Below are 12,271 nucleotides of genomic sequence, written 5' to 3'. Positions count from 1 at the left end.
GCACCACGAGGGGCCCGCGCGACACGGACGTGTCGCGCGGGCCCCTCGCGCATGCGCCGACGGCCACCCGTCAGGGGCTCCCGCTCTTGTCCAGCGCGTCGAGGACCTGCCCCGCCGCGTATCGGACGCTGCGGGAGGCGGGTGGCCGGGAGAGCGCGGTGAGGGTGGCGAGCAGGTCGACGCCGGGGGGTGCGGCGGGCAGTTCCCCGTACCCGTCGACGTAACGGCCGATCCCGTACAGGGCCTCGCGGCGGACGGATGCGGACGGGTCGTCGAGGTGGGACAGGAAGAGGGCGACGTCTGCGTCGTCGTCCTCTTCCAGGAGGGTCAGGACGGTCGCCCTGACCTCCTCGGACGCGTGGCCGATCAGGCGGCGTACGGCGGGGAGGGTCTCGGGGTACTCGGTGAGCGCGTTGCGGGTGTGCCGGAGGTTCGGTTCGTCCGTCGTCAGGTGACCGAGCAGGGCCTCGGCCACCGCCTGCCGCTGCGGGGGCGGCAGTTCGTGCCGGCTCAGCCGCTCCAGACCGTCGAGCGCCCCGGCCCGCACCCGTTGGTCCGGGTCGCGCAGGAGCGGCAGCAACGTCTCGGTGGCCCCGGGTTCCGCGAGCTCGCCCAGGGCGGTGGCGGCGGTCGCCCGGACGTGGGGGTGGCCGAGACCGGGGCCCAGGTCGGGCCCGGGACCGGAGACGGCCACCGCCGCGATCCACCGGACCGCCGTCGGCGTACCGATGGCGGCCAGCGCCCGTACGGCGTCGGGGCCCGATCCCGGGTGGTCGAGCCACCGCACGGCGGCGGGCACGGCACGGACGTCCCCCCGATCGCCGAGCGCGCTCAGCAGCCGGGCGGCGACGTCGGCGTCGGTCTCGGTCTCCAGCGCCGACAGGAACGCGTCGGCCGTGTCGGAGGGGCGCAGGGCCGGCAGGAGCGACTCGGCCGTGCCGGTCCGCCGCAGGGCGTAATGGAGGGCGTCGACCGGTCCGGACAGCCGCAGGGCCGACAGCAGCGCGTCGGCCGGGCCGTGCCGTGGGTCGTCGGCGAGGATCCCCGCGACCACCCGCCGTACCTCGGGGCACTCGTCGCGCAGGCCGTCGAGGAGCGAGTCACGCAGCTTGCGCCGGTGCCGGGCGGGCAGCATCTCCAGCGCTCGTGCGCGGGAGAGTCCGCGGCCGTGGCGGGCGGCGTGCAGGAGCTGTTCCAGGACGGGTCCCTCGTCCCGCGAGGCGTAGAGCGCACACTGCGCATGACCCCGTACGAGCGGCTCGGTGTCGCCCAACAGCCGTACGAGCACCTCCGGTTCGGCGGTCTCGCCCCGGGCGCGCAGGCCCAGCAGCGCGTTGATCCGCAGATGCCGGTCGGTGTCGTCCGACAGCCGCCGCAACGCCGCCACGATGTCGGGCCCGGTCAGCCCCAGCCGCTCGGCGGCGAGCGAGGCCCGTCGCCGTACGGCCGGATCCGCGTCCCCCATCAGCGCGACGACCACCGCGCCCGCGCCGTCACCCCCGACCGGCCCCAGCCGTCCGAGCGCATGCGCCGCCGCGGCCCGCACCACGGCCGCGGGGTCCTGAGCGGCCCGTACGACGGCCTCCCCCACCCCGGCGACCACCTCCCCGTAGGCGGCGGCCCACCGTCCCACCCGCCCGAGCCCTTTTACGGCGGCGGCCCTCCGCCCGGGTTCCTCGGCCGCCAACTCTCTGAGGAAGAAGCCGATTTGATGAGCCGCACTGTCGGCCCCGCCACCCCTGACAACCCCCACGCGTTCCCTCCGAGTCCCCCGCGCCGCCCTCCGCTGCGGGGGAGGCGTCGACGAGAACGACGGTTCAGAGGGTTCGGGAGTTGTGCGGTACCGGCCGCCACGGCCGAAGATCAGGCCGTTGACGTCAACCGCGCTTGAGGTCCTACGGTTCCCGCATGCCCCGCACACGGCGCGGGCTCCGCACCACCCCGACGCACGTGTCCGGAGGGAACCCCATGACCCAGCAGATCTCCGACGCCGAACTCGCCGGACAGCCCGCCGCGTACTGGACCGGCGTCGCCTACGAGTCCCTCATCGCGTACACCCGGGCCCAGCAGGCCGCGAAGGGCTACACCCAGCCGCAGTTCTGGCTGCTGCGCAACCTCTCGCCGAACGACATCTCGCCCGACGGCGACGGCATGACCCTGCCCGAGCTACGGGCGGCCATGGCCTCCTACATCCGGCCCGAGGACGATCTGGCGGCTGAGTCCGAGATACTCCTGGAGCGGGGCCGGCTCACCCGGGACGCCGATGACCGGCTGTGGCTCACGGCGGAGGGCGAACAGGCCCGTGTCGACCTCGCGCGCAACGCACCCGCGATCCGCGCCGCCCTCCACGAGGGCATCGACGACGCGGACTACGTCACCACGGTCAAGGTGCTCCAGCGGCTGATCCGCAACGCGGGCGGACCGGTCGCCTGAACGGCCGGCGCCGCGCGAGCTAGTCGCCGTCGTCGTTCCGGCCGGAGGAGGTCTTGTTCGTCTTGAGCACCAGTTCGCTCAGCACGTCGGTCGCCCCCGCCACACCGCGCGCCCAGAGCGGAGCGTCGCCCCGCGCCGTCCAGTAGACGCAGATGCCGCCGCCGACGGCGAGCAGGACCAGGAGGGACAGGACGAGTACGAGCACGGTGGTCATCACTCTCTTCGGCGGGTGCCGTGGCGTCGGCGATCCCGAACTCCTCGGTACTCCTCGGTCGGTTGTGCGACAGGGGAGACGCGAGTACGTGCGGGCAGGTTCCGCCGGCGATCCGGCCCGCCGCTCAGGCGCGCTGCCGCTGCCCCCGGTCGCGCACGAGGCTGACGCCCGCGCCGAGCGAGACGACGCCCATCCCGACGGCCGTGGCCAGGCCCTGTGCGCCGTCGACGACGAAGGGGGCGACGGCGGCGACGGCGAGGTTGAACAGGAACAGGAACCACAGGACGGGCTTCGAGCCGAGCAGGGCCTTCATGGGGTTTCCCTTCGGGGAGAGAGTCGGCGAGGTCCCTCTGACCTCGTGCTTCCACGATCCCGTCCGGCGGGCCGCGCCACGAGGGAGTGCGCCCCCGGACCGGGGGTGTAGCCCGCTACACCCCCGGTGTCAGTGGGCCGCAGTACGTTTCGGGCATGGGGATGTACATGGTGAGCGTCGGCAGGCAGGAGTGGTTCGAGACGGGGGAGGAGCCCGAGGACGGCTGGGGGCGGGTCGCTTCCGCGCTGAACGACGAGCTTCGGCGCCGGGGGCTGCCGGCCTTCGAGTCGATGCCCGAGGAGACCGGCTTCGTCCGGGGCTCGGGGCTCGCCTTCGAGGAGAAACTCGTCCCCCCGATGGAGGGCTTCCTCCGGCTGGCCGAGGCGCACCTCACCCGTGAGGAGACGGAGACCCTCTGCGGATGGACGGTGCTGGTGCCGATGTCGCTGGAGGAGGACATCCGGCTGGACGGCGTCGAGTCCAGCTACGCCGATGAGACCACGGTCGCCGGGGCTCCGCAGGTGCTGGCGCTCGCGGAGCGTCTGGCCGCGGTCGTCCAACTGCCGCCCGAGACACCGGAGATGTGCGACAACCTCGATCTGACCACGTGGTTCCGCGACGGGTCGGCCGAGAAGTCGGCCGCGCGGCGGCCCGGCCCGTGGGCCGACGACCTCGACGCGGCCTTCTACGTGGCGCTGTACCTGCGCGCCGCCCAGCACGCGCTGCGACGCGGCTGCCCGATCGTGTTCTCCTGACACGGTCGACACCGGGCGGGGGCCAGGGGGCACGAACGGGGCCGTGCACGCCGGACGCCTCGCGCACGGCCCCGCGGCCGGTCACCGAAGGCCTGTCATCGACCGCCGGTGACCGTCCGCCCGTCATCGGCCTCGGCGGCGAGGTGTCCCGAGTGGACGCTGATGTCGTTCGGCCAGCCGAAGCCGGCGTCGACGAAGGTGCCGAGCAGCGCGGCGTTCGTCACCGGGAACGGCACCCGCAGCGCCTCGGGCACCCGGTCCTGGAGGACGGACCGCCCCTCGGGGTCGTGCCGGGCGTACCACCCGGCGAGCTGGTACCAGATCTGGGTGCTCTCCGCCCGGTCGCCGAGGCCGACCGCGCTGAGCGCCCTGTCGAAGACCTGCCCGCCGGCGATCGCCGCGAGCCGTTCGCGCACCTGCTCCGGCGAGTCGTGCACGGGCGTCCCGCTCCCCTCGAACGCCCCGCGCACGCCCCCGTCGAGGACCGCGAGCCCGGCGAGATCCCGGTAGCCGGGCCGCCCGCCGAAGTCCCAGGCCGCGTACGCCATCGCGGTGGTCGCACCCCAGGAGTGGCCGCCGAGCACGACCCGCCGCCGCCCGCCCGCGCGAGCGGCGCGCACGACGCACCGCAGGAACGGACCGTCACCGCCGCCGGCTGACCCGCGGGCTCGGGCCCTGCCCGGTGGGCTACGCCTCCTCGTCGAGGGTGATCGCCGCCGCCGGGCAGACGGCCGCCGCCTCGCGGACCGCCGGGTGGTGCGGTGGGGCGGGGGCCGGGGTGAGGAGGACGACGACGCCGTCCTCGTCGCGTTGGTCGAAGACCTCGGGGGCGATCAGGACGCAACTACCGGCGCCGCAGCAGGTCGTCTCGTCGACGTGGACCTTCACGGGGAGTCCCTCCTGCCCGGTCGGCGGGGGCGCTCGGCGGGGATCACCAGAGCACCGGTACGTCGCGCAGGCCTCCGACGAGGAGGCCCTCGACCTTGCGCAACTCGTCGGCGGGGACGGCCAGTTCGAGGGTGGGCAGTCTGCGGAGGAGGACTTCGAGGACGACCTGCAGCTCGGTGCGGGCGAGGGCCTGGCCGAGGCAGGAGTGGGGCCCGGCGCCGAAGGTGAGGTGCGGGTTGGGAGTGCGGGTCAGGTCCATCTCGGCCGGGGCGGCGAACACCCGGTCGTCCCGGTTGGCGGAGGACATCCCGCAGAACACCGTGGTGCCGCCGGGCAGCAGCTCCCCGCCGAGGTCCACGTCCTCGCTCAGATAGCGCCGCATCCCGAAGGCACTGAGGTTGGCGTCGAAGCGCAGCACCTCCTCCACCGCCGTACGGACGAGCGTGGGGTCGGCCAGCAACTGCTCCCATCGGCCCCGGTCGGCCAGCAGCAGCGCGGCCATCTTGCCGATCATGTTGGCGGTGGTCTCGTGGCCGGCCACCAGCAAGCCCATGCCGGTGGCGAGGAGTTCGGCGTCGGTGAGCCGTTCGGCCTCCGGCAGCGCGGCGCTCTCGACGATCAGCATGCTCAGCAGGTCCTCGCCCGGCTCGGCCCGCTTCGCCGCGACGAGGTCGGCCATGTACCGCGCGAACTGCGTGAACGCCGTCCCCGTCTCCTCCTTCGAGAAACGGCTGACGTTCAGGAACGCGTCCGACCAGTGCGAGAAGCGGTCCCGGTCCTCGGCCGGCGCGCCGAGCAGGTCGCAGATGACGTACACCGGGAGCGGGAAGCCGAGGGCCGCCTTGAGGTCGGCGGGCTGCCCACGCTCGATCATGTCGTCGAGCAGGGCATCGGCGATCCGCGTCATGCCCGGGCGCAGGGCCGCCATGCGTTTCGCGGTGAAGTACCGGCCCACCTGGCGCCGCCAGCGCAGGTGCGGCTCGCCGGTCTCCGGGATCGCCAGCGCGTACTCCGGTGACGCGTCGGCCGCGACGCCGCCGGAGCCGTCGGCGGACAGGCGCGCGGCGGCGTCCCCGGCGCGCGGGCGGGCGAAGCGGGGGTCGGCGAGGAGGGTGCGGACGTCGTCGTAGCGGCTCACGAACTTCGCCCGGTCGCCGCTCGGCAGCTCGACCGTGGCCACCGGGCAGCGCGCACGCAGCCGCTCCCAGGCGGCGGGCGGGTCCAGGGGGCCGCCACCGGTCATCGGCAGCCGGACCACCTCGCCGTCCGTCGCACTGCCGTCCGTCGGGTCGCCGTCCGTCGCAGTGCCGTCCGTAGTGTCGCCGCTCGTCTCGGTCTGGCTCATGTCGGCATCTCCTGGTGGGGGAAGGGGAGATGGCAATGCACGCTACACAGGTAGTGCATCGTGCATCAATGGTGCATCATGCACTATCCGTGCATGGCGCAATCTCGACGTAGGGTGAGGGGCCGACGGAGGCCGGAGAGTCAGGAGGAGACCGGTGGATGCCCGAGAGGCGGGGGAGCGCATCGAGCGGGAGCTGCTGATCCTGACGAGGAACCGTGAGACGTCGACGCCCCGCGGCGTCCGCGACGGCGGTGCCCTGGACCGCAGCGCCTATGTGCTGCTCACCAGACTTGAGGCTCAAGGGCCCATGTCCATCCCGGACTTCGTGGAGGCGTTCGGGTTCAACGCGTCCACGTTCACCCGGCAGACCTCGGCGCTCCTGCGGGAGGGCCTGGTCGAGCGGACTCTCGACCCCGACGGGGGAGTTGCCCGCAAGTTCCGTGTCACGGACAAGGGGTCGGCGCGTCTGGCGGCCCAGCGCGAGGAGTTCGTCTCCGGCCTCACCGGCGTCGTCGCCGACTGGCCCGCCGAACGCCTCCGGCGCTTCGTCGCCGACCTGGAGCGGTTCAACACCGACATCGAACGCGTCAGCGGGCGTTCCTGGCCACGCCCGATGGCCGACGAGCACTGAAGGTCGCCGACCACCGACCGCGCCGACCGTCGTACGTCAGCTCACGCACACCAACCCGAGCAGGCACAGCCCCGAGGGTGACGTCGTCGCCGTGTCGGAGCTCGAACCGTCGGACGCGCCGGTGCCGGCGCCGTTGCCCGTGCCCGAGCTGTTGTCGCTGCCGTTGCCGCTTCCCGAGTCCGCCCCGGTACCGGTGTCCGAGCCCGAGCCCGTACCCGTGCCGGTGTCCGACGAGGAGCCGGAGTCGCCGGAGTTGCCGGAATCACCGGTGGCCGGGGGTGTCGTCGTCCCGTCCGTCGGGCTGCCGGTGTCGGTGCTCGTGCCGGCGGCCGTCCCGCCCTTGCCCGAGGAGCCGGTCCGCGCCCGCTCGGCGGTCGGCGTGGCCGACGCCGTGTGCGGCGCGTTGGGGTGCCCGGCGCGGGAGCCGGACCTGTTCGCGGCGGAACGGTCGCGCGGGCTGTCGCCGGACGGAGTCCACGGGGTGGGTGCGTCCGCGGTGCGCCGGGCGTCGTCGGTCTCCGTCGCCGGCGTACGGCCGCGCTGTGAGCCCTGTTCCTCGACGGAGCCCAGGTTCTCGGCATCCGGTGCCGTGGCCGCCTGGGTGCGGTCGGTGGACTGCCGGTCCATCCCCAGCACGGTCAGACCGCCGCCGACCAGCGCGACCGCCGTCGCGACCACGGCCCGGCGCTGGTTCTTCTTCCACCGCGCCAGCTGGCGCCGCCGAGCGGCCCGCCCGTGCGGCGTCACCGGAACACCCTCCGTGTCCACGTCCACGTCCACGTCCATGTCCACGTCCATGTCCGTGTGCATGTCCGTGTGCATGTCCGTGTGCATGTCCGCGGCCACGTCGGCGTCGAGGTGGGCGCCCCCGGTGCCGGACACGGGCGTGTCCGCCGGGAATCCCTCCACCGGACCGTCGTACCGGCCGCCCTCCCCCGCCCCGTAACCCCAGGCGGGGAGCATCACCGACCCGGTCGTCGTCCCGGCGGGCCGGGGCGGGGCGACACGGCTGTCGATCGTGGCCGGGGCTATGTCGGGCGCGTAGGCGCCGCACCCGGGGCACACGAGGGCACCGTTGAGATGTCGGCGACATGAGGAGCAGTAGTCCATCGAGGTCTTCCTGTGTTGACACGCCGTCGACCCGCCGGGCCGCGGCTCGGCCACGTCACGTTCGCACGTGGGATCGAGCGGATCGAGCGGTCAGCAACGCTAACGAGCCATTCTCAGAGCTGTGTGCAGGCTGTGTGACGCTCCTGCGCGGATTCGCCGGGGACTTGGGGCCCGTCCCGCAGGGATGTACCGGCATGTGTGTGACACGTGCTCACCGCTCGTTTCGTCGAATTCCGCCGCAACAGGCAACCCGCACCCGTCATTTACCGGTCTCACACATTGCTCACAGGGCGGAGGGTTCGAGTCCGGTCGGCCGAGGCGTGTTGGGGTGCGCCCGTGCGACCGGCCGTCGTCCGTGGGTTGTCCAGTCCGATGCCACCGACCATGGCACTCGCAGACGAGGAACCGATGACCAGCCAGATGACCAGTCCGACGAGCAGCCCGAACGATCCGGGGAACGACGGGGCACCGGAGTCGGCGGCCGCGCAGACCGGCCAGGACCGCCGCAGCCGCCTGAAGCGCCCCGGCCTCGCCGCCCTGGCGTCCCTCACCGTGGTGGCCGCCGTGGCCGGTGCCGCCCCCGGCGCCGGCGCGGCACCCGCCGCCACGCCCGGCAAGCCGCAGCTCAAACTGATCGCCGCGTCGAAGTCCGTGACCCTCACCCGCTACGAGTGGGACGAGGGCGTCCAGCTGCAGCTGGGCACGTACCTCACGATCGACAACGCCCCCCTGGAGTTCCGGGTGACGCGGAAGTCGTACAAGGACCCGATCGTCGCCCAGCAGATCCTTCGCAACGGCAAGACCGTGAAGACGAAGACCCTGCCCAAGGGGACCGTCAGCGACTTCTCCGGGCTGACCGGCTTCCTGGAGGTCTCGGTCAAGGACGCGTCCGGGAAGGAGGTCCTGAAGAAGAAGCAGAACTTCTGCCCGAACAACGCGTCGGGCCGGATCCGTCCGGATGCCCCGTCGACCAACCACTATCCGCAGAGCTGCTCCACCAACCCGTGGACGCTGGGCTCGGTGTGGGGCGTCGAGAAGGGCTGGGCCGCCAACACCACCACCTCGTACTACGGCGGGGACATGGTGCAGCTGCCGGCGGGCGAGTACACGGCCAAGGTGGGCGTGGCGAAGAAGTACCGCGACCTGTTCGGCATTCCCGACACCCGGCCGACCATCAAGGTGACGGTGCGGGAGGACAAGGGTGAGGAGGGCGGCGGCGAGGGTCTGGCCCCCTCGACGTCCTCGTCCTCCGCCCACCACGGCGGTCACGGCGGCCACGGCGCCGGCCACTCCGCGCAGTCGGCCCCGGCCGGACAGCCGGCCCAGGGCAATCACCACTACGGGCCCCGCGGCGCCGACGCCCCGACCCCGCCGGAGCTTCCCTTCGCCCTCGTCGACCGGGGCATCGCCAAGCACCTGGGCGACGGCGCCGGCCACACCGACGGCTCCCGCATCGCGCCCGCGCTGAAGGCCAACGCCAAGCGGCCCACCGGCAAGGCGGGCGTCGCGAAGAGCGTCCCCAAGCCGGACCTGCGGTCGCTGCCCGCCTGGGACATCGCCATCACCGACGGCGAGGACGGCGACGTGGCCGGCAAGGACTACCTCGCCTTCAGCGCCAACGTCTGGAACGCAGGCCCCGCGCCCCTCGTCGTCGACGGCTTCCGCAAGCCCGGCGCCGACCTGATGGACGCGTACCAGTACTTCTACGACGCCAAGGGCAAGCAGATCGGCTACACCCCCACCGGCACCATGGAGTGGGACCCGCGCGAGGGCCACGAGCACTGGCACTTCACGGACTTCGCCAGCTACCGCCTGCTCAGCGCGGACAAGACCAAGGAGGTGCGCTCGGGCAAGGAGGCGTTCTGCCTGGCCAACACCGACGCCATCGACTACACGGTGAAGAACGCCAACTGGGACCCGGACAACACCGACCTGTCCACCGCGTGCGGTTCGCAGGACGCCATCTCCGTGCGTGAGGTCCTCGACGTCGGCTCCGGCGACACGTACACCCAGTACCGTCCCGGCCAGTCCTTCGAGATCACCGACCTGCCGAACGGCACGTACTACATCCAGGTCATCGCCAACCCGGAGAACCGTCTCCAGGAGACCAACCACAAGAACAACGTCGCCCTGCGCAAGGTGGTCCTGGGTGGTACCCCGGGCGCCCGCACGGTGAAGGTCCCGCCGCACGACCTGATCACCGCGCCGTGACGCACGTGTCCTGACGCACGCTGCCTGACGCGAAGGCCGTGACGCACCCGTCGTGGCGACTCGGGCTCCGCCTCAAGAGCGGCGACGACCCCCAGGCTCTCGGGCCTGGGGGTCGTCGTCATGAGGGGGCAGCGCGGGGCGTCACGCCTTGGCCGCTCCGGCGATGTCCGTCCGCTCCTCGGCGGGGCCCTCGCCGGCCGGGGCGAGGACGGCCGGGCGGCGCTTCGGGATGAAGGACGCGAGGACGAAGGCGAGGAGGGCGGCGCCGGCGCCGATGGCCATGACGACCTTGAAGCCGTTCTCCGAGGGCAGGGCGTAGCCGCCGAAGTCGGTGGTCATCTGGGCGAGGATGACGCCGGCGAGGGCGCTGGCGAACGAGGTGCCCAGCGAGCGCATCAGCGTGTTGAGGCTGTTGGCGGCGGCCGTCTCGGACTCCGGCACGGCACCCATGATCAGCGCGGGCATCGCGCCGTAGGTGAAGCCGATACCGCCGCCGATGACGCAGGACACCAGGACGAGGTGCCAGACCTCGCTCATCAGGACGATGTTCAGCCCGTACCCGGCGGCGACGATCAGCGCGCCGGCCATCAGCGTCACCTTCGGCCCCTTGGCCTTGGTGAGCCCGGCGGACACGGCGGACATGGCCATCATCACCAGACCCTGCGGGGCCAGCACCAGACCGACGGTCATCATGGACCTGCCGAGGCCGTAGCCGGTCTGCTCGGGCAGCTGGAGGAGCTGCGGCAGGACCAGCGACATGGCGAACATCGAGAAGCCGAGCGCGACCGAGGCCAGGTTGGTGAACAGCACCTGCGGCCGGGCGGTGGTCCGCAGATCGACCAGCGGCTGCCTGGCCTTCAGCTCGTAGAAGCCCCACGAGGCGAGGACGACGACCGCGGCGGCGAACAGTCCCAGCGTCGTGCCGCTCGTCCAGCCCCAGTCGCCGCCCTTGGAGACGGCCAGCAGCAGCGAGACCAGTCCGGCGGACAGCCCGAGCGAGCCGACCAGGTCGAAACGGCCGCCGGTGCGCACCGTCGACTCCGGTACGACCAGCAGGACCAGCAGGAAGGACAGGGCGCCCAGCGCGGCGGAGGTCCAGAAGAGCAGGTGCCAGTCCCAGTTGTCCGCGATGAACGCGGCGGCGGGCAGACCGAGCGCGCCGCCGACGCCCAGCGAGGCGCTCATCAGCGCGGTCGACCCGGCGAGGCGCTCGGCGGGCAGGACGTCCCGCATGACGCTGATGCCGAGCGGGATGACGGCGGCCGCCAGCCCCTGCAGACCCCGGCCGATGATCATCGGGACGAGCGAGTCGGCCAGCGCGCAGACCATGGAGCCGGACACCAGCAGGACGATGCTGAGCAGCAGCATCCGCCGCTTGCCGAACATGTCGCCGAGCCGTCCGACGACGGGCGTCGCCACGGCCGCCGCGAGCAGGGTCGCCGTCACCGCCCACGCGGTGTCCGACGCGGGCGCGTCCAGCAGCTTCGGCAGCTCCGGCACGATCGGGATGACCAGCGTCTGCATCAGCGCGACGACGATCCCGGCCAGCGCCAGCACCGCCACCACGGCGTTCGGCCGCGGCGGGAGGCCGGCCCCCGCGTCGGCGGGTCGGGCAGGGGTGTGGGACATGGTGGAGCCTCCGTGAGGAGCGAGGGGCGGGGGAGGGAGGGAAGAGGTCGTCGAGGACACTCTCCTTGCTTGACTTACTCAACCATAGGTCGATTGATTGACTTACGCAAGTTAAATGTGGCGTCGGTGGCCCGCGGGTAGCTCGTGCGGCCGCGGCGGGGAGCCCGGCCGGCCGAGCGGCGGCGCTCGGCCGGCCGGGGAAGAGGCGGCCGAGCTGCCGGGAAGGGGTCAGCCGATCGGGACCGCGCGGCCCGTGACCCGCGTGCGGGGGTCCTCGGGGGACACGTCGACGCGCAGGTCGCTGGGGCGGCCCATGTCCTCGCCCTGGCGGATGGTGACCGTGGCGCCCACCATCCGCTCGCGGCGCGCACCCGCCCGGCTACCTGGGCGCGGCTGGCGAAGGAGAGCTTCTTCCTGCTGGAACAGGGCTGTGCGTACAGCGACGCGCTGGAGCGGCGGCTGCTCGCCGTGCCCGGGTCCGGGGCCGAGTCCGGGCCCCGGCTCACCCGGTTCGGCAGCGCGGACGCGGCACGGTCCTGCGCCGCCGCCGGCCTGGGGCTGACGCTGCTGCCGCTGACGACCGTGGAGGAGTATCTGGGGCAGGGGCGGCTGACGAGGGTGGGAGGGCCCGTCTTCGCCGATGTCCCCGTACGGCTGGCCCGGCACCGCAGACGCTGGACGGCACCGGCGACGGAGGCGTTCGCCCGGGAACTGGTACGGCGGTTGGGCGCCTGAGGGCAGC

12 protein-coding genes and 1 pseudogene are annotated in these 12,271 nt (G+C 72.9%); 5 read left to right on the top strand and 8 right to left on the bottom strand.

Annotated elements, in window-relative coordinates; all coding sequences use genetic code 11:
• Positions 1–70 precede the first annotated feature (70 nt).
• Positions 71–1,633 carry a HEAT repeat domain-containing protein gene (locus ACWCRJ_RS00595; RefSeq protein ID WP_450937194.1) on the bottom strand — a complete coding sequence of 521 codons (1,563 nt, stop codon included), beginning with the start codon at positions 1,631–1,633 and terminating at the stop codon, positions 71–73.
• 335 nt (positions 1,634–1,968) lie between these two features.
• On the opposite strand from ACWCRJ_RS00595, the gene ACWCRJ_RS00590 reads away from it, so the two are divergent.
• Entirely contained in the window at positions 1,969–2,433 is a 465-nt protein-coding gene (locus tag ACWCRJ_RS00590) for a MarR family transcriptional regulator (RefSeq protein ID WP_450937193.1), read from the top strand.
• A gap of 19 nt (positions 2,434–2,452) precedes the next feature.
• On the opposite strand, the gene ACWCRJ_RS00585 is transcribed toward ACWCRJ_RS00590, so the two are convergent.
• A complete protein-coding gene (locus tag ACWCRJ_RS00585; RefSeq protein ID WP_450937192.1) occupies positions 2,453–2,647 on the bottom strand; it encodes a hypothetical protein in 195 nt (64 codons plus the stop codon).
• Between the two features lie 124 nt (positions 2,648–2,771).
• A complete protein-coding gene (locus tag ACWCRJ_RS00580; protein ID WP_450937191.1) occupies positions 2,772–2,960 on the bottom strand; it encodes a hypothetical protein in 189 nt (62 codons plus the stop codon).
• A 155-nt stretch (positions 2,961–3,115) separates the two neighbouring features.
• On the opposite strand from ACWCRJ_RS00580, the gene ACWCRJ_RS00575 reads away from it, so the two are divergent.
• Positions 3,116–3,715, top strand: coding sequence for a hypothetical protein (locus tag ACWCRJ_RS00575; protein ID WP_450937190.1), 600 nt, complete (start codon positions 3,116–3,118; stop codon positions 3,713–3,715).
• A gap of 95 nt (positions 3,716–3,810) precedes the next feature.
• On the opposite strand, the gene ACWCRJ_RS00570 is transcribed toward ACWCRJ_RS00575, so the two are convergent.
• The 3 genes from ACWCRJ_RS00570 to ACWCRJ_RS00560 form a co-directional block, all read right to left on the bottom strand.
• The gene (locus ACWCRJ_RS00570; RefSeq protein WP_450937189.1) at positions 3,811–4,335 is read right to left on the bottom strand and encodes a hypothetical protein; all 525 of its coding nucleotides are present in this window, start codon (positions 4,333–4,335) and stop codon (positions 3,811–3,813) included.
• A 67-nt stretch (positions 4,336–4,402) separates the two neighbouring features.
• The gene (locus tag ACWCRJ_RS00565; RefSeq protein ID WP_450937188.1) at positions 4,403–4,603 is read right to left on the bottom strand and encodes a ferredoxin; all 201 of its coding nucleotides are present in this window, start codon (positions 4,601–4,603) and stop codon (positions 4,403–4,405) included.
• A 43-nt stretch (positions 4,604–4,646) separates the two neighbouring features.
• Positions 4,647–5,948: a cytochrome P450 gene (locus ACWCRJ_RS00560; RefSeq protein WP_450937187.1), complete on the bottom strand. Its 1,302-nt coding sequence runs from the start codon at positions 5,946–5,948 to the stop codon at positions 4,647–4,649.
• A gap of 154 nt (positions 5,949–6,102) precedes the next feature.
• Here ACWCRJ_RS00560 and ACWCRJ_RS00555 point away from each other — a divergent pair, with 154 nt between their 5' ends.
• Positions 6,103–6,579: a MarR family winged helix-turn-helix transcriptional regulator gene (locus tag ACWCRJ_RS00555; RefSeq protein ID WP_450937186.1), complete on the top strand. Its 477-nt coding sequence runs from the start codon at positions 6,103–6,105 to the stop codon at positions 6,577–6,579.
• A 36-nt stretch (positions 6,580–6,615) separates the two neighbouring features.
• Here ACWCRJ_RS00555 and ACWCRJ_RS00550 read toward each other — a convergent pair whose 3' ends face one another.
• A complete protein-coding gene (locus ACWCRJ_RS00550) occupies positions 6,616–7,644 on the bottom strand; it encodes an SCO2400 family protein (protein WP_450937185.1) in 1,029 nt (342 codons plus the stop codon).
• A 429-nt stretch (positions 7,645–8,073) separates the two neighbouring features.
• On the opposite strand from ACWCRJ_RS00550, the gene ACWCRJ_RS00545 reads away from it, so the two are divergent.
• A complete protein-coding gene (locus ACWCRJ_RS00545; protein WP_450937184.1) occupies positions 8,074–9,900 on the top strand; it encodes a lysyl oxidase family protein in 1,827 nt (608 codons plus the stop codon).
• A gap of 141 nt (positions 9,901–10,041) precedes the next feature.
• Here the strand turns inward: ACWCRJ_RS00545 and ACWCRJ_RS00540 are convergent, their stop codons facing one another.
• Positions 10,042–11,529: an MFS transporter gene (locus tag ACWCRJ_RS00540; RefSeq protein WP_450937183.1), complete on the bottom strand. Its 1,488-nt coding sequence runs from the start codon at positions 11,527–11,529 to the stop codon at positions 10,042–10,044.
• Positions 11,530–11,880: 351 nt separating this feature from the next.
• Between ACWCRJ_RS00540 and ACWCRJ_RS00535 the strand changes: the two are divergent.
• Positions 11,881–12,264 (top strand): annotated as a pseudogene (locus ACWCRJ_RS00535) (LysR substrate-binding domain-containing protein); the annotation flags it as partial.
• Positions 12,265–12,271: the final 7 nt, after the last annotated feature.

This window comes from Streptomyces sp. NPDC002324 (assembly GCF_053593335.1).
This window is presented reverse-complemented; position numbering and strand designations above follow the sequence as displayed.